16 protein-coding genes are annotated in these 19,308 nt (G+C 74.3%); 13 read left to right on the top strand and 3 right to left on the bottom strand.

Going from position 1 to position 19,308, the window contains the following annotated elements; all coding sequences use genetic code 11:
- Window positions 1-4 precede the first annotated feature (4 nt).
- The 3 genes from AAC944_RS35630 (at window position 5) to AAC944_RS35620 (ending at window position 5,174) form a co-directional block, all read left to right on the top strand.
- The gene (locus AAC944_RS35630) at window positions 5-2,047 is read left to right on the top strand and encodes a bifunctional rhamnulose-1-phosphate aldolase/short-chain dehydrogenase (RefSeq protein ID WP_030622988.1); all 2,043 of its coding nucleotides are present in this window, start codon (window positions 5-7) and stop codon (window positions 2,045-2,047) included.
- Between the two features lie 116 nt (window positions 2,048-2,163).
- Window positions 2,164-3,606 (top strand): rhamnulokinase, encoded by a 1,443-nt coding sequence (locus AAC944_RS35625; RefSeq protein ID WP_030622986.1) that lies wholly within the window; start codon window positions 2,164-2,166, stop codon window positions 3,604-3,606.
- A gap of 101 nt (window positions 3,607-3,707) precedes the next feature.
- Entirely contained in the window at window positions 3,708-5,174 is a 1,467-nt protein-coding gene (locus AAC944_RS35620; RefSeq protein ID WP_030622984.1) for a cellulase family glycosylhydrolase, read from the top strand.
- A 12-nt stretch (window positions 5,175-5,186) separates the two neighbouring features.
- On the opposite strand, the gene AAC944_RS35615 is transcribed toward AAC944_RS35620, so the two are convergent.
- From AAC944_RS35615 to AAC944_RS35605, 3 genes are read right to left on the bottom strand one after another with little or no spacing between them, the layout of a single operon-like run.
- Window positions 5,187-5,987, bottom strand: a complete 801-nt coding sequence (locus AAC944_RS35615; RefSeq protein WP_037773329.1) for a DeoR/GlpR family DNA-binding transcription regulator — start codon at window positions 5,985-5,987, stop codon at window positions 5,187-5,189.
- A gap of 47 nt (window positions 5,988-6,034) precedes the next feature.
- Entirely contained in the window at window positions 6,035-7,084 is a 1,050-nt protein-coding gene (gene pdxA, locus AAC944_RS35610; RefSeq protein ID WP_030622981.1) for a 4-hydroxythreonine-4-phosphate dehydrogenase PdxA, read from the bottom strand.
- Window positions 7,081-8,391: a four-carbon acid sugar kinase family protein gene (locus AAC944_RS35605; RefSeq protein ID WP_063760021.1), complete on the bottom strand. Its 1,311-nt coding sequence runs from the start codon at window positions 8,389-8,391 to the stop codon at window positions 7,081-7,083. Before AAC944_RS35605 ends, pdxA begins: the two co-directional genes overlap by 4 nt.
- A gap of 190 nt (window positions 8,392-8,581) precedes the next feature.
- On the opposite strand from AAC944_RS35605, the gene AAC944_RS35600 reads away from it, so the two are divergent.
- From AAC944_RS35600 to AAC944_RS35555, 10 genes are all read left to right on the top strand, one after another.
- Window positions 8,582-10,186 carry an ABC transporter substrate-binding protein gene (locus AAC944_RS35600; RefSeq protein WP_051872333.1) on the top strand — a complete coding sequence of 535 codons (1,605 nt, stop codon included), beginning with the start codon at window positions 8,582-8,584 and terminating at the stop codon, window positions 10,184-10,186.
- A gap of 3 nt (window positions 10,187-10,189) precedes the next feature.
- Window positions 10,190-11,119 carry an ABC transporter permease gene (locus AAC944_RS35595; RefSeq protein ID WP_030622974.1) on the top strand — a complete coding sequence of 310 codons (930 nt, stop codon included), beginning with the start codon at window positions 10,190-10,192 and terminating at the stop codon, window positions 11,117-11,119.
- Between the two features lie 3 nt (window positions 11,120-11,122).
- A complete protein-coding gene (locus AAC944_RS35590) occupies window positions 11,123-12,046 on the top strand; it encodes an ABC transporter permease (protein ID WP_030622972.1) in 924 nt (307 codons plus the stop codon).
- Window positions 12,047-12,904 carry an ABC transporter ATP-binding protein gene (locus AAC944_RS35585; protein ID WP_051872332.1) on the top strand — a complete coding sequence of 286 codons (858 nt, stop codon included), beginning with the start codon at window positions 12,047-12,049 and terminating at the stop codon, window positions 12,902-12,904.
- Window positions 12,901-13,770 (top strand): ABC transporter ATP-binding protein, encoded by an 870-nt coding sequence (locus tag AAC944_RS35580; protein WP_368396672.1) that lies wholly within the window; start codon window positions 12,901-12,903, stop codon window positions 13,768-13,770. The genes AAC944_RS35585 and AAC944_RS35580 overlap by 4 nt, the downstream gene beginning before the upstream one ends.
- A complete protein-coding gene (locus tag AAC944_RS35575) occupies window positions 13,767-14,747 on the top strand; it encodes an aldo/keto reductase (RefSeq protein WP_030622966.1) in 981 nt (326 codons plus the stop codon). The genes AAC944_RS35580 and AAC944_RS35575 overlap by 4 nt, the downstream gene beginning before the upstream one ends.
- A gap of 31 nt (window positions 14,748-14,778) precedes the next feature.
- Window positions 14,779-15,570 (top strand): HpcH/HpaI aldolase family protein, encoded by a 792-nt coding sequence (locus AAC944_RS35570; RefSeq protein ID WP_030622964.1) that lies wholly within the window; start codon window positions 14,779-14,781, stop codon window positions 15,568-15,570.
- Window positions 15,567-16,790, top strand: coding sequence for a sialidase family protein (locus AAC944_RS35565; protein WP_051872330.1), 1,224 nt, complete (start codon window positions 15,567-15,569; stop codon window positions 16,788-16,790). Before AAC944_RS35570 ends, AAC944_RS35565 begins: the two co-directional genes overlap by 4 nt.
- A complete protein-coding gene (locus AAC944_RS35560) occupies window positions 16,787-17,740 on the top strand; it encodes a phosphoglycerate dehydrogenase (RefSeq protein WP_030622960.1) in 954 nt (317 codons plus the stop codon). Before AAC944_RS35565 ends, AAC944_RS35560 begins: the two co-directional genes overlap by 4 nt.
- 119 nt (window positions 17,741-17,859) lie before the next feature.
- Entirely contained in the window at window positions 17,860-19,299 is a 1,440-nt protein-coding gene (locus AAC944_RS35555) for an Nramp family divalent metal transporter (RefSeq protein WP_030622958.1), read from the top strand.
- Window positions 19,300-19,308 lie beyond the last annotated feature (9 nt).

The following is a 19,308-nucleotide window of genomic DNA, read 5'->3' as shown; positions in this document are numbered from 1 at the left end:
CGCAATGCCCGCTGCACACCCCGCAGTCGACGCCCTGCTGAAGCGCGCCCACACGCTCGGCTCGGACCCCCGCAACACCAACTACGCCGGCGGCAACGCCTCCGCCAAGGGCACCGTGACGGACCCGGTCACCGGCCGGGACGCGGAGCTCATGTGGGTCAAGGGGTCCGGCGGTGACCTCGGCACCCTCACCGAGTCCGGCCTCGCCGTGCTCCGCCTCGACCGGCTGCGCGCACTGACCGAGGTGTACCCGGGGGTGGCCCGCGAGGACGAGATGGTCGCCGCGTTCGACTACTGCCTGCACGGCAAGGGCGGCGCCGCACCGTCCATCGACACCGCCATGCACGGCCTCGTCGACGCCCCGCACGTCGACCACCTGCACCCGGACTCCGGTATCGCGCTGGCCTGCGCGGCGGACGGCGAGAAGCTGACCGCCGAGTGTTTCGGCGAGAAGGTCGTGTGGGTGCCGTGGCGCCGCCCCGGCTTCCAGCTCGGCCTGGACATCGCCGCCGTGAAGGAAGCCAACCCGCAGGCCGTCGGCGTCATCCTGGGCGGCCACGGCATCACCGCGTGGGGCGAGACCTCCGAGGAGTGCGAGACCAACGCACTGTGGATGATCCGCACCGCCGAGACGTTCCTCGCCGAGCGCGGCAGGCCCGAGCCCTTCGGCCCGCTGCTCGACGGTTACGGCCCGCTGCCCGAGGCCGAGCGCCGTGCCAAGGCCGCCGCACTCGCCCCGGTCGTCCGCGGCCTCACCTCGACCGACGCGCCGCAGGTCGGGCACTTCACCGACGCCGGTCCGGTGCTGGATTTCCTGGCCCGCGCCGAGCACCCGCGCCTGGCGGCGCTGGGCACCTCCTGCCCCGACCACTTCCTGCGCACCAAGGTCCGCCCGCTCGTCGTCGACCTGCCCGCCGACGCACCCGTCGACGACGTCGTCGCGCGGCTGACCGAGCTGCACGCGGCGTACCGCGAGGAGTACGCGGCCTACTACGCGCGGCACGCCGACGCCGGCTCCCCCGCGATGCGCGGCGCCGACCCGGCCATCGTGCTGGTGCCGGGCGTCGGCATGTTCTCGTTCGGCAGGAACAAGCAGACCGCCCGGGTCGCCGGCGAGTTCTACCTCAACGCCGTCAACGTGATGCGCGGCGCCGAGGCCGTCTCCTCCTACGCCCCCATCGAGGAGTCGGAGAAGTTCCGCATCGAGTACTGGGCGCTGGAGGAGGCCAAGCTCCAGCGGATGCCGAAGCCCAAGCCGCTCGCCACCCGTGTCGCGCTGGTGACCGGCGGCGGCTCCGGTATCGGCAAGGCCACCGCGCGCCGGCTGGCCGCCGAGGGCGCCTGTGTGGTCGTCGCCGACCTGAACGCCGAGGCGGCCGCGGCCGTCGCCGAGGAGCTGGGCGGCCCGGACACCGCGGTGGCGGTCACCGTCGACGTGACCGACGAGGAGCAGATCGTCGCCGCCTTCGCCGCGTCCGCGCTGGCCTTCGGCGGCGTGGACCTGGTCGTCAACAACGCGGGCATCTCACTGTCCAAGCCCCTGCTGGAGACCACGGCCCGCGACTGGGACCTCCAGCACGACATCATGGCCCGCGGCTCCTTCCTGGTCTCCCGCGAGGCGGCCCGCACCATGAAGGCGCAGGGCATGGGCGGTGACATCGTCTACATCGTGTCGAAGAACGGTGTGTTCGCCGGGCCGAACAACATCGCCTACTCGGCCACCAAGGCCGACCAGGCCCACCAGGTCCGGCTGCTCGCCGCCGAGCTGGGTGCGGACGGCATCCGGGTCAACGGCGTCAACCCCGACGGCGTCGTCCGCGGCTCCGGCATCTTCGCCGGCGGCTGGGGCGCGAAGCGCGCCGCGGTGTACGGGGTGGAGGAGGAGAAGCTCGGCGAGTACTACGCCCAGCGCACCCTGCTCAAGCGCGAGGTGCTCCCGGAGCACGTGGCCAACGCCGTCTTCGCGCTCACCGGCGGCGACCTCACCCACACCACCGGTCTGCACGTCCCGGTCGACGCCGGCGTCGCCGCCGCCTTCCTGCGCTGACCGACGACACGCCGGCCGACGACACGCTGACCGGGCGACACCGTTCCGCCGGCGACACCGTTCCGCCGGTGCCCCGTCGCGACGGGGCACCGGCGCCCTCTTATCGGAGATCCACCATGTCCGCCACCTTCGCCGCCGTCGACCTGGGCGCCACCAGCGGCCGGGTCATCACCGGCACCGTCGGCCCCGGAACCCTCGGCCTCACCGAGGTCCACCGCTTCTCCCACGCCCCGCTCCGCCTGCCCGACGGGCTGCACTGGGACATCACCGGCCTCTACGCGAACGTCCTCGCCGGTCTGCGCAAGGCGGGGCCGGGTATCGCCTCGATCGGCGTGGACACCTGGGCGGTGGACTACGGACTCCTGGACGCCGCGGGCGAGTTGCTCGGCCTGCCGTACAGCTACCGGGACGGGCGCACCGCGTCCGCCGTGGCGACGGTGCACTCGGTGGTTCCGCCGGCCGAGCTGTACGCCCGTACCGGGCTGCAGCACCTGCCGTTCAACACCGTCTTCCAGCTGGCGGCCGAGCGCGGCACGAGCCGCTGGTCCGCGGCACGGAAACTGCTGCTCCTGCCGGACCTGCTGACGTACTGGCTGACCGGCACGGTGGGCGCGGAGGAGACCAACGCCTCCACCACCGGCCTTTTCGACGCCGCCGCCGGCACCTGGTCCGATCCGCTCATCTCCCGCCTGGGGCTGGACCGTTCGCTCTTCCCGCCGCTGCGCCGGCCCGGTGACCGGGCCGGTACGCTGCTGCCGCACGTCGCGGAGGCGACCGGGCTCCCGGAGAGCACCCCGGTGGTGTCCGTCGCCTCGCACGACACGGCCTCCGCGGTGGCGGCCGTCCCGATCCAGGAGGACGGGGCCGCCTTCATCTCCTGCGGTACCTGGTCACTGGCCGGGCTGGAACTCGACGCGCCGGTGCTGACCGAGGAGTCCCGGGCCGCCAACTTCACCAACGAGCGCGGCGTCGACGGCACCACCCGCTACCTGCGCAACATCATGGGCATGTGGCTGCTGGAGGAGTGCCGCCGCGAGTGGGGCGGCACCGGCCTCGCCGCGCTGCTCGACGCGGCCGCCGAGGCCACGCCGTTCACCGCCCTGATCGATCCCGACGACCCGGTGTTCCTCGCCCCCGGCGACATGCCCGCACGGATCGCCGCCGCTCTGGAACGCACCGGGCAGCCGGTACCCCGGACGCGCGGCGGGATCGTGCGCTGCGTCCTGGAAAGCCTCGCCCTCGCCCACCGCCGTACGCTCCGGGAGGCCGCCGCCCTGGCCGGACGGCCGTTGCGCCGCATCCACCTGGTGGGCGGCGCGGCACGCAACGCGCTGTTGTGCCAGTGGACCGCCGATGCCACCGGGCTGCCGGTCACCGCGGGCCCGGCCGAGGCAACGGCGCTGGGCAACCTCCTCCTCCAGGCCCGGGCGCACGGTGTCGTCGACAGCCTCTCCGAGATGCGAGCCCTCGTCGCCGAGAACCTGTCGCCCGTGCGTTACGAGCCGCGCGACACCACCGCATGGGACCGCGCCGCCGAACGGCTCCCCCGTACCGCCTAGCCGAGTCCGTCGGCGGTCTTGCCGATCCACGCCCCGGGCGTCAGGATGCGGAGTCCGGCGAGCCCACGGCTCACTCGCCGTCCGTCCGCCCCGGAGGCCCCATGCGTCTGCGCCGCGCCGCCCTGACCCTGCTGTCCTTCTTCCTCGCGCTCGGTACGGCCCTCCTCCCGGAGACTCCGGCGTCGGCCGAGGCCCGGGCGGAGGCGGTCGCCGTGCCGTCCGGCACGGTGACCACCCCGGACGGCCGCGTCCGGTTCGCCGACCGGCAGGGGCGCATCCGCACGCTGCGCGGGCTCAACCTCGGCAAGACCGACACCGTGACGGAGAGGCGCGTCGCACGCCTGGCGGCCGAAGGGTTCACGCTGCTGCGGCTCAACATCCAATGGGAGAAGGTGGAGCCGCACCGCGGCCGTTACGACACCGCCTACCTCCGCTACCTGGACCGGGTGCTGGACCGGGCCGACCGGCACGGCGTGCTGGTGCTCGTCGACTGGCACCAGGACGTGTTCGGGCCGGCCTTCGGGCACAACGGCATTCCCGCCTGGGCCACCCGCACCGACGGCCTGCCCTTCGAGCCCGACCCCGACGACTGGTTCTCCGACTACTTCCAGCCCGCCGTCCAGGCCGCCTTCACCCACCTGTACGACGACCCGGACCTGCGTGCCGCGCAGGCCGAGGCGTACGCCCGGGTCGCCGCCACGCTGCGCGGGCACCGTTCGCTGCTGGGGTACGACCTGTTCAACGAGCCCTTCGGCCCGGTACCCGGCGACCCGACCGATCCGGCGAACCAGCTGGCCGCGTCCGTCGCGCTCGAGCAGGGCCGGCTGCCGGCGATGTACCGGCGGCTGATCCAGGCCGTACGGACCGTCGACCGCGACGCGTGGCTGTTCGTCGAGCCGACCGTCCTGGTCGGCCAGGGTGTGCCGACGAGCCTGCCCGGCTTCGCCGATCCGCGGCCCGGTGCCGGCCGCATCGGTTACGCCCCGCACTTCTACGACACGGCCGTGGAGTCCGGGGCGGACTGGGACCCGTCCGGCGGCTTCGTCGAACGGTACGAGGCGGCCGTCGGCGCCTACCCGGCGGCGCACCGGCTGCCCGTCCTGGTGGGCGAGTGGGGGCCGCCCCGGGCCACCACTCCCGGGAACGCTGAACTGATAAGGCGTCAGGTGAAGTCGATGCCGGGCTTCGCGTCGGGGTGGGCCATGTGGTACGACTGCGACGCGCCCGAAGGGGGCGGCTACTGCGTGCGCGGCACCGACGGCCGCCCGGCACCAGGAAAGGAGCCGGCGTTCGAGCCGTACGCACGGGCCGTCGCGGGGACCCCGGGGACCGAGTCGTACGACCCGGCGACCGGCGCGTACCGCCTCGCGCTCACCACCGGCCGGGTGACGCACCGGGCGTGGACGGAGATCACCCTGCCTGCCACGGCGTACCCGGACGGCGCCCGGGTCGCGGCGGACGGAGTACCGGGCGCCGTGGTACGCATCGCGGACGGCATCGCCCGGGTACGGCTGCCCGCCACGCGCCCGGGCACCCAGGTCACGGTCGTCGTGACACCCCGGCAGTGACCCTGCTCGGCGTCAGCGGAGACCGGCCGACGGGGGCTCCTCCGGGGCGGCGAGGACGACGGTGACGCCACGGTCCCTGAGGCCGGCGAGGACGGCCGGGTCCGCGCTGCTGTCGGTGATCAGGGTCCAGCCCGGCGGCAGGACGGCCCAGGCGTGGAACGGGCGGCGGCCCAGTTTTGCCGCGTGCGCGAGCACGTAGACATGGTCGGCGCGGCCCGCCATCAGCTCCTTGAGGCGGGTCTGCCGCAGGTCGGCCTCGCAGATGCCGTGGTCGGGCGAGACCCCGTCGGTGCCGAGGAAGACCCGGTCGAACGTCATGCGTTCCAGGGCCGCTTCGGTCAGCGGCCCGACGAAGCCCTGGCTGAGCGGGCGCAGCGTGCCGCCGAGGCATTCGACGTGCACCGTCTCGACGTCGGCCAGCTCCTGGAGCGCGGTCAGGCCGGTGGTGGCGACGGTCAGGTCCTTGGCGGTGCGCAGCTCGTGGGCGAAGGCGCCGACCGTCGACCCGGCGTCCAGCAGCAGGGTCTCGCCGGGGCGCACCTCCGCGGCGGCCCGGCGCGCGATGGCCCGCTTGGCCTCGAAGGCCTCGCCGGTGCGCTGCCGCAGCGACGCCTCGGGGTGCGCGGTCAGGGCCATCGCACCGCCGTACGTACGGGCGAGCCGGCCGTCGGCGGTCAGCTTCGCCAGGTCGCGGCGGATGGTGGACGCCGTCACCCCGAACAGCTGGGAGAGCTCTTCGACGCTGGCCAGCCCGGTGGTGGTGGCGAGGTGGACGATCCGGTCACGCCGGGCCGTCGATCCGATCGCAGACATCGGTCGTGTGTCCTTCGGTGTCCGTGGGGGGTTCGCGGGCCGGCCGGTCAGCGGGCCGGTGCGGATGACAGCTCGGCGGCCTGGCGCAGGGCCTCGACCATGCTACCGGGCTCCGCCCGGCCGGTGCCCGCGATGTCGAACGCGGTGCCGTGGTCGACGGAGGTGCGGATGACGGGGAGCCCGACGGTGATGTTGACGCCGGTTTCGATGCCGAGCACCTTGACCGGGCCGTGGCCCTGGTCGTGGTACATGGCGACGATCAGGTCGTAGTCGCCGCGCGAGGCGAGGAAGAAGGCGGTGTCGGCGGGGAGCGGGCCGCGCGCGTCGATGCCGTCGGCACGTACGGCCGCCAGCGCCGGGACGATCTTCGACTCCTCCTCGCCGTACCCGAAGAGGCCGTTCTCGCCCGCGTGCGGGTTGATGCCGCACACGCCGATGACCGGCTCGGCGATGCCGGAGCGCACCATGGCGTCGTGGCCGCGGCGTACGGTCCGCTCGACCAGGCCCGGCTCGATGCGGTGCACCGCGTCGATCAGCCCGATGTGGGTGGTGACGTGGATGACCTTCACCTTGGGCGTGGACAGCATCATCGACACCTCTTCGGTGCCGGTGAGGTGCGCGAGGAGTTCGGTGTGACCGGGGTAGAGGTGTCCGGCGGCGTGCAGGGCCTCCTTGTTCAGCGGTGCGGTGCAGATGCCGTGCACGTCGCCGCGGAGCGCGAGGTCGGCGGCGGTACGGACGTACTCGTAGGCCGCGTTGCCCGCTACGGCGGACAGCTTGCCCCAGGGCAGGTCGGCGGGGAGCAGACCGGGGTCGATGACGTGGAGGCGGCCGGGGGCGAAGTCGGCTTCGGCCGGGGTGTCGACGGTGACGATGTCGCAGGTGACGCCGAGGATGCCGGCCGCCAGGCGGAGGCGGCCCGCGTCGCCGACGACTACGGGGCGGCAGTCGCGCAGGGTGTCGGGGTGCAGCAGCGCCGGGACGATGACCTCCGGGCCGATGCCGGCACCGTCGCCCATGGTCACCGCGATGATCGGTAGCGGCCGGGCGGCGGCGCCGGTCTGCTCGGCGGGGGCGGCGGCGGGGCTTGCGTTCACGAGGGCTCTCCTTGCGGTACGGGCGGGGTGTGCGGCACGGTCCCGGCGGGAGGCCGGGCGACGGCGTGGTCCTGGTGCGGGGGCCGGGTGGCGGCGTGGCCGTGGTGGGGCCGGAGCGCGCGGGCTATCCGGAGCAGGGAGTCGGTACCGCCGTAGCTGCCGGGGCGGGTGACGACGGACCGGCCGTCGGCGGTGCGGGAGTGCACCGCGCCGTGATGGATCCGGCCGACGGGGCGGAGCAGGTCGATGCCGAGCGCGTCGAGGACCCGGCGAGCGGTCTCGCCACCGGTGAGGACGAGGTCGGCCGGGTGCGGTACGGCGGCCACGGCGCGGGCGAGAGCGGTGACGAGCCGGCGGGACGCGTCGTGGTGCAGGCCGCCGGACGGGTCGATGCCGACGACGGTGATGCCGTACGGGTCGACGCCGAGGGGCGGCGGGCCGCCGGGCCGGACGAGCGCGTCGGCGGACAACGCGAGGTGGCGCGCGCCGAGCGCCGTCAGTTGCGCGATCTGCGCACGCGCGGTGGGTTCGGCGGTACCGACGACGACGAGCAGGGGGCGGCCGGGGGTCGGGGCGGGTGTGGCGGGCGGCCGGTCCGTCACCCGGCCGCCGACCTGCCGCCCCACCGCCGCCGCGAGACCGCCGGTGCCCACCAGCCGTACGCCGGGCCCGAGTTGGATGGCGGCCGCGGCGATCGCGTCGAGGTCGGCGTCCGTCCCGGCGTCGCAGACGGGGTGGCGGCCGGCCGCGAGGACCGTACGGAGCCGGTCGGCCAGGTGCGGAAGGGGGGCGCGGACGTCGGCGAGGGGCACGACCGCGGTAGGGAGAGCGCCGAGCGCGTCCGCGACCGAGCGCGGGGCGGGCCGGGGCTCCGCGCGCCAGGCGTCCGTGCGGTGCAGCGGTACGCCGTCCAGGTGGACGATCCCGCCGCGCACCGTGCGGCCGTTGACCGGCAGGGCCGGTGCGATCACGGCGCCCGCTGCGCCCGCGGCGAACGCGGCCGTCTCGGCGGCGAGGTTGCCGCGCAGCAGGGAGTCGGTCTTCTTCAGCAGCACGCCGTCCGCGGGAAGCAGGACGGTGCGCAGGGCTTCGGTCACCGTGCGGGCGGCGTCCGCCGGGGGCAGCTGCCGGGTGTCGAGGTCGAGGACGGCCGCCTCGCCGTCGGCGGGCGGCCGGGCGCCGGCGGTGGTCAGGGCGATCCGGGCGCGCAGCCGCAGGACGGACGCGACCTCGGCGGCGCCGGACAGGTCGTCGGCGAGAGCGAGTACGCGGCACGGTGCCCGCCCGCGGCGGGAGTTGAGGGACACGGGGACCTCCTCGGGCGGCCCGGTGCGGGCGGCCTCGGTCGCCGATGATGGCACACGGTGCGCGAAATGCGCGAGACCCCTTGCGCGCAATGCGCAGCCGTGCCACCTTTCTCGGCGCGACACCTGTCGCCGCCCGTCGGACCGGGCGGCGGCACGAGCCGGTCGCCTCCCGCACGCGAGAAGGTCGAAGATGACCCGAACTCCCTTGAGTGCCCCCGTACCTACGGCGCTCGGCCGCCGCCTTCCCCCCAGCCGCCGCGCCGTGCTGCGCTGGGGCGCCCTCGGCGGCGCCGGCCTCGCCCTCGGCCCGCTGACCGCCTGCGCCGGGCCGACCGGCTCACCCGGGCCCGGCACCCTCACGCTCGGCCTCAACCGCTCGCTGGTGAGCCTGGACAACAAGCTCAACCAGTTCGACGCCGCGGTCACCGTCCAGCGCGCGGTCCGCCAGGCGCTCACCCGCATCGGTCCAGGGCTGAAACCGGAGCTCGTGCTCGCCGACCGGTTCGAGATGACCGGCCCGACGGCCTGGACCGTGCGGCTGCGCGAGGGCATCCGGTACTCGGACGGCAGCCCGGTCACGGTCCAGGACGTCGCCACGGCCCTGCGCATGTACGGCGAGGTCAACGGCTCCTTCCTGCGCACGCTCTTCCCCGAGCTGCCGACCGTCGAGGCGACCGGCGAGCGCACCTTCCGGCTGCACACCGAGCAGCCGCTGCCCGTACTGGACCGGCTGATGGCCAACATCCACATCACCCCGGCCCGCGCCAACCGCCCGGAGGAACTGCGGAGCGGCCTCGGCACCGGCCCGTACCGCGTGACCGCCGCCAACAGCGGCGCCGGCGAGTACACCCTCGCCCGCAACACCCGGTACTGGGGCAAGCGGCCGCCCGTCGACCAGGTCCGGGTCCGCTTCGTCCCCGAGGAGTCCGGCCGGGTGGTGGCCCTGCGCAGCGGCGAACTGGACGTCGTCGACACCCTCGCGCCCGACTCCGCCGAACAGCTCGCAGGCCTCCCCGGCGTGCACGTCGAGGAGAGCCCGGGCGTCCGCATGTGCCAGCTCTTCTTCAACTTCCGCAAGCCGAGGGGGCATCCGCTCGCCGACGCCCGGGTGCGGCACGCGCTCACCTACGCCGTCGACGGCGACTCGCTCGTCCGGGACGTTCTCACCGGCTCGGCGGAAGAGGCCGGCGGCGTCGTGCCGCTCGCGCTCGAAGGCGCGGTGCGCACCGGCTCGTACGTGCACGACCCCGGCAAGGCGCGGCAGCTGCTGCGGTCGCTGGGCGCCGAGGACCTGAGCATCAGGATCATCTGGGAGTCCGGGGAGTTCGCGGCCGACACCTCCGTCATGGAGGCGGTCCTGGACATGCTGCGGGACATCGGCGTACGGGCGTCCCTCCAGCAGTTCGAGCCCGGCGGCGACATCCTGAAGTGGCGCCAGGGCCGGGCCGGCGACTGGGACGTCATCGGCAACGGCTACGGCAGCCCCACCGGCCAGGCCCTCACCACCCTCCAGGGCATGTACGGCGGCACGGCCGAGGACGAGCGCACCCGCGACGCGTTCATGGGCTACGTCGTGCCGCGCGTCGAGCGGCAGCTGTCGGCCGCCGCCACCGAGGTCGACGCCACCGAGCGCACGCGCAAGCTCGCCACCGTCCAGCACGCGATCTGGGACACCTGGCCCGCGCTGTGGGGCTTCGCGCCGAAGACGCTGCTCGCCCGCCGGTCCCGGGTCCGTGGCCTGGCCGTCCAGCCGATCAACTCCTACGACCTGTCCGCCGTACGGCTGGAGGGCTGAGCCGTGCCGAAGTACCTCGCCCGCCGCATCGGGCAGAGCCTGCTCACCGTCTTCCTCACCCTGACCACCGTGTTCCTGCTCGTCCGGCTCGCACCCGGCGACCCCGCTTCCGCGTACGCCGGACCGAACGTCGCCACCGCCGACCTCGCCCGCATCCGCGCGCAGTTCGGGCTCGACGAGCCGCTGCTGCTCCAGTACGGCACCTTCCTGCGGGACCTGGTCACCGGGCAGCTCGGCACCAGTTACTCCTTCCACGCCCCCGCGCTGGACGTGGTCCTGGACCGCATGCCGTACACCGTCACGCTCGCGGTCGCCGCGATCTCCGTCACCGCCCTGACGGCCGTGCCGCTCGGCGTGTGGATGGCGCGCCGCGCCGACACCAAGCGCGAACTGGGCGCCAACGTCCTCACCGTCGCCGGGCAGTCCATGCCGGACTTCTGGACCGGCGTGATGCTGCTGACCGTCTTCGCCGTACTGCTGCCGGTGCTGCCCGCCTCCGGATTCACCACCTGGAGCGGTCTCGTCCTGCCCACGGTGACCGTCGCGGTCCTGCAACTGGCGCTGATATCCCGGCTGGTGCGCCGCGAGATGAGTACCGCGCTGGCCTCCCCGTACGTCACCGTGGCCCGCTCCCGCGGCGTCTCCGAACGCGCCCTCACGTGGCGGTACGCCCTGGCCAACTCCGGTGTGCCGCTGCTCACCGCGCTCGGCACCCGATTCGCCGCGCTGCTCAACGGCGTCGTGGTGGTCGAGGTCGTCTTCGGCTGGCCGGGCGTCGGCTCCCTCGTCGTCCGCGCCCTGGAGACCCGGGACTACCCGCTCATCCAGGCCACCGTCCTGGTCACCGCGAGCCTCGCAGTCCTCGTCCAACTCCTCGTCGACCTCGCCTACCCGCTGCTCGACCCGCGGGTACGCCTCGGAAAGGCAGCCTGAGCCATGACCACCGCCCTCGCCACGGGCCGTGCGGAAGAGCGGCCGAGCGCCGTCACCGCGCGCGACCTCGCCCGGGCCACCGCCACCCGGCAACGGCGCGGCGCCCGCGTCAAGCTGTGGGCCGGTGCCGTGTGCACCGCGCTCGTCGTGCTGCCCATCGTCCTCGCGGGCCTGCTGCCGCTGCCTGACGCCAACGCCCAGGACCTGACGGCGCGCCGGCTGCCGCCGCTCGCCGACGGGCACCTGTTCGGCACCGACCAGTTGGGCCGGGACCTGCTCTCACGGGTGCTGCACGGCGGACAGGTCTCGCTCGCGGTCGGCCTCCTCGCGGTCCTGGTCTCCGGCGTGATCGGCGTCGTGGCGGGCGCGGCGGCCGGGTACTTCGGCGGGCTGCTCGACACGGTGGTCTCGCGGCTGCTGGAGGCCCAGCTCGCACTGCCGCTGCTGATGATGCTCCTGCTGGTGGTCGCCCTGTTCGGGCCGTCGGTCACCGTCATCACCTGCGTCATCGCGGTCGCGCAGTGGCCGGAGGTGGCCCGGCTGACCCGCTCGCTGGTCCTCGTCGAACGCGAGAAACCGTACGTCGCCGCCGCCAAGGTCCTCGGGCTGCGCGGCCGTGCGGTACTCGCCCGGCACGTCCTGCCCAACATCGTCCGCCCGGCGAGCCTGGTGGTCCTGCTGCTGCTCGCGCAGGCCGTGCTGCTGGAGAGCGCCCTCAGCTTCCTCGGCGCCGGACCGCAGCGGCCGTTCGCGACGTGGGGCCGGATCATCTCCGACGGCCAGGACTACCTCACCACCTCGTGGTGGCTGGTCACGCTGCCGGGCCTGGTCATCGCACTGCTGGTGGTCGGGGTGAACCTGCTGGGCGACGGGCTGCGGGACCGGACGGGTGCGCCGCGCGCCCGCCGCGCGGGAAAGGAGGCCTGAGTGAGGCAAGCGGATACTCCCCTCCTCGACGTCGAGGAGCTCCAGATCGAACTGCTCACCGCGCGTGGCGTGGTGCGCGCCGTGGACGGGGTGAGCTTCACCGTCGGGCAGGGCGAGACCGTCACACTGATCGGCGAATCGGGGTCGGGGAAGTCCACCACCGCCATGGGCCTGCTGCGGCTGCTGCCCGAGGGGCTCGCGGTGCTGTCCGGCGGCGCCCGGATCGACGGCCGGGACGTGGTGGCCGATCCGGACGCGGCCCGCGCGGTGCGCGGCCGGACCGTGTCGCTGATCCCGCAGGACCCGATGACGGCACTCAGCCCGGTCCACACCATCGGCCGCCAGCTCGGCGACGCGCTGCGGCTGCGCCACCCGGGGCTGTCCCGTACCGAGGCCCGGGAGCGGGGCGTGGAGCTGCTGGAACGGGTGCGGATCGCCCGTCCGGAGACCCGCTGGAAGGCGTACCCGCACCAGTTCTCCGGCGGCATGCTGCAGCGCATCCTCATCGCGACGGCGCTCGCCGCCGAGCCGCGGCTGCTGGTCGCCGACGAGCCGACCTCCGCGCTGGACGCCACGGTGCAGGCGAGCGTGCTGGACCTGCTGCTGGAGCTCCAGGAGCGCACCGGCATCGGGATGCTGATGATCACCCATGACCTGGGGGTGGCGCGGATCGTCTCCGACCGCATCCACGTCATGAAGGCGGGCCGGTTCGTCGAGTCGGGCAGCGCCGAGCGGATCGCCACCCGGCCGGCCCATCCGTACACCCGCGACCTGCTCGCCGCCGTGCCCTCGCCCGGCCCGTGGGACGAGGACGGCGACGGCCGCACCGCATCCGACGCACTGGGAGTGGCCCCGTGAGCCCCGCGAGCCCCATGAACCCGGCGAGCCCCGTGACCGACCGCCCCCTGCTCTCCGTCGAGAACCTGGTCGTCGAGTACGCCACGCCGCGGGGCCCGTACCGGGCGGTGGACGACGTGAGCTTCGGCCTGCCGCGCGGCGGGTCGCTCGCGCTGGTCGGCGAGTCCGGCAGCGGCAAGTCCACCATCGCCCGCGCCCTCGTCCGCCTCCTGAAACCGGCGGCCGGGCGGATCGTCCTGGACGGCACCGACCTCGCGGCCCTGCCCGAACGCCGGCTGCGGCCGCTGCGCCGCCGGGTGCAGATGGTCTTCCAGGACCCGTACGGCTCGCTCGACCCGCACCTGACGGCCCAGCAGATCGTGGCCGAGCCACTGCGCCTCGCGGGCGTCACCGGCCGGGCCGAACGGGACCGCCAGGCCGCGGAGCTGCTGGACCGGGTGGGGCTGCCGTCCTCCGCGCTGCACCGCCGCCCGGCCGAGTTCTCCGGCGGCCAGCGCCAGCGCATCGGCATCGCGCGCGCCCTCGCCTCCCGCCCCGACCTGCTGGTGTGCGACGAGGCTACGTCCGCGCTCGACGTCTCCGTACAGGCCCAGGTGCTGCAACTGCTGCGCGACCTGCAGGCCGAGACCGGCATCGGCTACCTCGTCATCGCCCACCACCTCGGCGTCGTCCGCGAGATCAGCACCGACGTCGTCGTGCTGCGCGCCGGGCGGATCGAGGAGCGCGGCCGCACCGCCGACGTACTCGCCTCGCCCGCACAGCCCTACACCCGAGCGCTGCGCCGTGCCGCGCTCGACCCGCTCGCGATCCGCGGCGTCAAGCCCCGGGCACTGCTGGCTCCCGTACCGGAAGGAACCCGCCCGTGACCACCGGCACCACCCTGCCGAACGTTCCCGTCCCGCTGTCCCGGCTGGTGCTCGGCACCATGACCTTCGGCGACACCGTCGACCGCGCGGGCGCCGCCGCCATGCTGGACGCCGCACTCGACGCGGGCCTCACCGGCGTCGACACCGCCAACGGCTACGCGGGCGGGGAGAGCGAGCGCCTCCTCGGCGAGCTGCTGCCCGGCCGCCGCGACCGCATCGTCCTCGCGACCAAGGCCGGCATCCCGCACCCGGACCAGGGCGACCACCCGCCGCTGTCCGCCGCCGGGCTGCGGGCCGCGCTGGAGGGCAGCCTCAAGCGCCTCGGCACCGACCACGTCGACCTCTTCTACCTGCACCAGCCCGACCGTACGACGCCGCTCGCCGAAACCCTCGCCACCGTCGCGGAGTTCGCCGCCGAGGGGAAGATCCGCGCACTGGGCGTCTCCAACTACGCGGCGTGGCAGATCGCCGAGGTGTCCCGTACGGCCGACGCGGTGGGCGCGCCGCGCCCGGTCGTCGCGCAGCAGCTGCACAACCTCCTCGCCCGCCGTATCGAGGAGGAGTACGTCGAGTACGCGGCCACGACCGGGCTGCGCACCATGGTCTACAACCCGCTCGGCGGCGGGCTGCTCACCGGCCGCCACCGCTTCGAACAGCCCCCGGACTCCGGGCGGTTCGGCGACTCCCGGCTGGCCGCGATGTACCGGCAGCGGTACTGGGACGAGCGCCTCTTCGCCGCCGTGGCGCGGCTCACCCGCATCGCCGACGACGCCGGGCTGCCGCTCACCGAGCTCGCCCTGCGCTGGCTGCTCGCCCGCGACTCCACCGACGCACTGCTGCTCGGCGGCTCGAAAACCGAGCACCTGCGCGCCAACATCACCGCCGCCCAGGCCGGGCCGCTGCCCGCGGAGGTGGCGGCCGCCTGCGACGAGGTCGGCGCCGAACTGCGCGGCCCGATGCCCGCTTACCACCGCTGAATCCGACTGCCACCTGCACGAAGGAGCACCCATGACCACGCCCGGCACGCCCGCCGCCTTCGCCGCCGCCCTGCGCGCCCGCGCACAGCTCGTCGGCTACTGGTCCGTCCTGGACTCGCCGGTCTCCACCGAACGCCTCGCCCGCCTCGGCTACGACTACGTGGCCCTGGACGCCCAGCACGGCCTGATCGAGTACTCCGGGCTGCTTGCCTCCCTCACCGCCATCGACACCAAGGGCAGCAGCGCCGTCGGCCTGGTGCGCGTCGAGGCCAACGACCCCTCCGCCATCGGCAAGGCGCTCGACGCGGGCGCCGCCGGTGTCATCGTCCCGCTGATCGACACCGCGCAGGACGCCGCGGACGCGGTGAGCGCCGTGCGCTACCCCCCGCTGGGCGTCCGCTCGTACGGCCCGATGCGCTCCGGGCTGCGGATCGGCCCGAACCCGGCCGACGCGCACGAGCAGACCGTCGTCCTGGCGATGATCGAGACGGCCGACGGCCTCGCCGACGTCGCCGAGATCTGCGCCACGCCCGGCCTCGACGGTGTCTACATCGGACCGTCCGACCTGCGCATCGCGATCGGCGGTGCCACCTCGACCGACCCGTCGGTGGCCGACGAGTTCGAGGCCGCGCTGGTCACCGTGCGGGAGGCGGCCGCCGCTGCCGGGATCGCGGCGGGCATCCACACCCCGGACGGCGCGAGCACGGCCAAGCGGCTGGCCGAGGGCTTCACCTTCGCCACCGTCGCCTGCGACCTGGTGCACCTGGAGCAGATCGCGGGGCAGCACCTGGCGGCGGCGCGCTCCGCCGCGGAGACCCGGTGAGCGCCGCGAGCCCGGCCGGCCCGGCGCAGACGTCCCCGCCCGGCGCCGACGGCGTACTGCGCCCGGATCCCGCCGAGCCGGGCCGCGACGTGGCGCACCTGGCCGCGCCCGCCGCGCAGAACCACGCCGCGAACCTGACGGTGCTGCCCGGCGGCGACCTCGCCTGTGTGTGGTTCGGCGGTACGCAGGAGGGCGTCGCGGACATCTCGGTGTGGTGCGCCCGGCTGCGGCCCGGCGCCGACGCCTGGTCCGCGCCGGTACGGCTGTCCGACGACGCCACCCGCTCCGAGCAGAACCCGCTGCTCTTCCCCGCCCCGGGCGGCGAGCTGTGGCTGCTGCACACCGCCCAGCGGTCCGGTCATCAGGACACCGCCGAAGTACGGCTGCGGGTGAGCGGCGACGGCGGTACCACCTGGAGCCCGCCGCGCGTGCTGTTCCCGGCGACGGCCGAGGGCGGCGTCTTCGTCCGCCAGCCGGTGACCGTACTGCCGTCGGGGCGCTGGCTGCTGCCCGTGTTCCGCTGCGCCGCCGTACCGGGCCGCGCCTGGTCGGGTGACCGGGACACCAGCGCGGTGATGGTCAGCGACGACGGCGGGGCGAGCTGGCGGGAGCGGCCGGTGCCGGGCTCGACCGGCCTGGTCCACATGAACGTGCACCGGCTGCCGGACGGTTCGCTGCTCGGGCTGTTCCGCAGCCGACGCGCCGACGCCGTGCACCGGTCCGTCTCGTACGACGACGGCGAGACCTGGTCGCAGCCGGAGCCGCTGGCCGTACCCAACAACAACTCCTCGATCCAGTACCTGCCGCTGGCGGACGGGCGCCTCGCCCTCGTCCACAACCACAGCAGCGCGGCCGACGCCACCGCGCGGCGGGTGTCGCTGTACGACGAGATCGACGACGGCGGCGTACGGGCGCAGGCGCCGGACCAGGACGGCGGCGAGGCCACCGGGGACGCCTTCTGGGGCGCGCCCCGCGCGCCGCTCACCCTGAGCCTCTCCGCCGACGGCGGCCGCACCTGGCCCGTACGCCGCGACCTGGAGACCGGCGACGGCCACTGCCTCACCAACAACTCCCGCGACGGCCGCAACCGCGAGCTGTCCTATCCGTCGATCGCCCAGAAGCCCGACGGCACCCTGCACGTCGCCTACACCCACCACCGCCGCACCATCAAGCACCTGCGCCTGCGCCCCGTCTGGGCGGACCGGGAGATCCCCGTATGACCACCACACTCGTCACCACACCGACGTTCGCGCGCTACTCCCGCGAGCCGTGGGACCTCCTCGAAGCGGCCGGGGCCGGCCCGGTCCGCCCGTACGAGGACCGGGCCCTGCCCGCCGCCGAACTGCTCCGCCGCCTGCCCGAGGCCGACGCGCTCGTCGTCGGCATGGACGCCGTCACGGCGGAAGCCCTCGAAGCGGCCGGCGACCGGCTCAAGGTCGTCGCCAAGCACGGCGTCGGCACCGACACCATCGACGTGGCCGCCGCCCGCGCCCGCGGCATCGAGGTGGTCTGCGCGCCCGGCAGCAACTCCCGCGCCGTCGCGGAGTTCACCTTCGGCCTGATCCTGGCCGCGACGCGCGCCATCGTCCGCTCCCACCAGGGCGTGGCCGACGGGGAGTGGCCGAAGGTCTTCGGGCCCGAACTGTACGGGCGCACCCTGGCGGTCATCGGCTTCGGCCGCATCGGGCGGCTGCTCGCCGGTTACGCGGGCGCCTTCGGCATGACCGTGCTCGCCCACGATCCGTACGTGAGCGCGGCGGACATCACCGCGCGGGGCGCCACCCCGGCGGGTCTCGACGACTGCCTCGCCCGCGCGGACGTCGTCAGCCTGCACCTGCCCGCCGACCCGGACGCCGGGCCGCTCCTGGACCGGCGCGGGATCGCCGCCATGAAGCCGGGCGCGCTGCTGGTCAACGCCGCGCGGGGCGGGCTCGTCGACGAGGACGCGCTCGCCGTGGCACTCGAGGACGGGCGGCTCGGCGGGGCGGCGCTCGACGCCTTCGTGCACGAACCGCTGGCCGACAGCCCGTTGCGGGACGCGCCGAACGTACTGCTCACCTCGCACATGGCGGCCTGCGGCCACGAGGCCAACCGAGCCATGGGCCGCATGATCGCCGAGGACGTGGTCCGCGTCCTGGCGGGCGAGCCGGCCCTCCGTCCCGCCCCCTGATCTCCTTCCTCTCCTCTCTCCTCTCCCTTCCTCCCTCTCCCCTCTCCCCTCTCCCCTCTCCCCTCTCCCTCCCGGCCCGGTGCCGCTCCCGGGCCGCCTCACACGCTTAGGGACCCGTCATGTCGAAGACGACGACGCAGCCCCCGCCCGGGAACGCCTCCGCCGCGACCGCGCTCCCGGATCCGTACGCCCTGCGGGCCGAGGACGCCCGCGAGGCGCCGCGGTCCTTCACCGGCCGGCTGCGCCACCTCGGCCCCGGCTTCGTCCTGTCGGCCGCCGTGGTCGGCTCGGGCGAGCTCATCGTCACCACCTCGCTCGGCGCCAAGGCGGGCTTCGCACTGCTCTGGCTGGTGATCATCAGTACCGGTGTGAAGGTGTGGGTCCAGATGGAGCTGGCCCGCTGGACGATACTCAACGGCCGTACCGCGCTGGACGGCTTCCGGGACGTCGGTCCGCGCATCGGCCGGGTGAGCTGGATCAACTGGCTCTGGATCGGCATGGACTTCGCCAAGATGTTCCAGCGCGGCGGCATCATCGGCGGCACAGCGGCCGCCTGCTCCATCCTGTGGCCGATCACCGGCGAGGCCCTGAGCCTTCCCTCCCTCACCGCGTGGACGGTCCTCGTCACCGCGCTCTCGGTGACCCTGCTCAGCACCGGCAAGTACAGCATGGTCGAGCGGCTGTGCGTCGCCTCGGTCGTGGTCTTCACCCTCGCCACCGTCTCGCTGGCGCTCGGCCTGCCGCTCACCGAATTCGGTTACGGCGGGGACGAGTTGGCCACCGGCCTGAGCTTCCTCATCCCGGCCGGCACGGTAGGTGTGGCGCTCGCGATGTTCGGCATCACCGGCGTCGGCGCGGACGAGATGACGACGTACACCTACTGGTGCCTGGAGAAGGGGTACGCCCGCTGGACCGGCCCGGACGACGGCACCGAGGAGCGGGCGCGGCGCGCCGAGGGCTGGCTGAAGGTGATGCGGCTCGACGTGGCGGCGGGCTGGCTGGTGTGCACCCTGTGCACGCTGTCGTTCTACGTGATCGGCGCGGCCGTGCTGCATCCGCAGGGCCTGGTGCCCGAGGGCAACTCGATGATCACCACGCTGTCGCGCAGCTACACGGACACGATGGGCCCGTGGGCGGAGTACCTCTTCCTCGTCGGTGCCATCGCGGTCCTGCTCTCCACCCTGTTCGGCTCGACCGCCAGCGTGCCGCGGCTGTGGACCAACACACTCGGCCTGCTGGGCGTGCTCGACTGGCACGACGTGCGCGTACGCCGTCGCACCATCCGCGTCCTCACCTGCTGCCTGCCGCCGGTCTGGGCCGCGTCCTTCCTGTTCGTCCAGTCGCCGGTGCTGATGGTGCAGATCGGCGGGGTCGGCGGCGGGATCTTCCTGCTCGCGGTGGTGACCGCCGTCTGGCGGCTGCGGGCCACCGGCGTCGACCGGCGGTTCCGCGGCAGCGTCCGGCTGACGGTCGCGCTCGCCGTCAGCAGCGCGGCGATCGCCTTCCTCGGTGTGTACGGAGTCCTGGACACCCTCGGTATCGGCATCACCGGAGACTGACGAGCGGTG

It is taken from the genome of Streptomyces sclerotialus (assembly GCF_040907265.1).
GTDB classification, from domain to species: Bacteria; Actinomycetota; Actinomycetes; order Streptomycetales; family Streptomycetaceae; genus Streptomyces; species Streptomyces sclerotialus.
Note: the sequence above shows the minus strand (reverse complement) of the source record. Positions and strands in the feature narration are given on the sequence as shown.

Coding starts and splice junctions, on each gene's coding strand:
- AAC944_RS35630 (WP_030622988.1), top strand. CDS start 5: ATGCCCGCTGCACACCCCGCAGTCGACGCCCTGCTGAAGCGCGCCCAC.
- AAC944_RS35625 (WP_030622986.1), top strand. CDS start 2,164: ATGTCCGCCACCTTCGCCGCCGTCGACCTGGGCGCCACCAGCGGCCGG.
- AAC944_RS35620 (WP_030622984.1), top strand. CDS start 3,708: ATGCGTCTGCGCCGCGCCGCCCTGACCCTGCTGTCCTTCTTCCTCGCG.
- AAC944_RS35615 (WP_037773329.1), bottom strand. CDS start 5,987: ATGTCTGCGATCGGATCGACGGCCCGGCGTGACCGGATCGTCCACCTC.
- AAC944_RS35600 (WP_051872333.1), top strand. CDS start 8,582: ATGACCCGAACTCCCTTGAGTGCCCCCGTACCTACGGCGCTCGGCCGC.
- AAC944_RS35590 (WP_030622972.1), top strand. CDS start 11,123: ATGACCACCGCCCTCGCCACGGGCCGTGCGGAAGAGCGGCCGAGCGCC.
- AAC944_RS35570 (WP_030622964.1), top strand. CDS start 14,779: ATGACCACGCCCGGCACGCCCGCCGCCTTCGCCGCCGCCCTGCGCGCC.
- AAC944_RS35560 (WP_030622960.1), top strand. CDS start 16,787: ATGACCACCACACTCGTCACCACACCGACGTTCGCGCGCTACTCCCGC.
- AAC944_RS35555 (WP_030622958.1), top strand. CDS start 17,860: ATGTCGAAGACGACGACGCAGCCCCCGCCCGGGAACGCCTCCGCCGCG.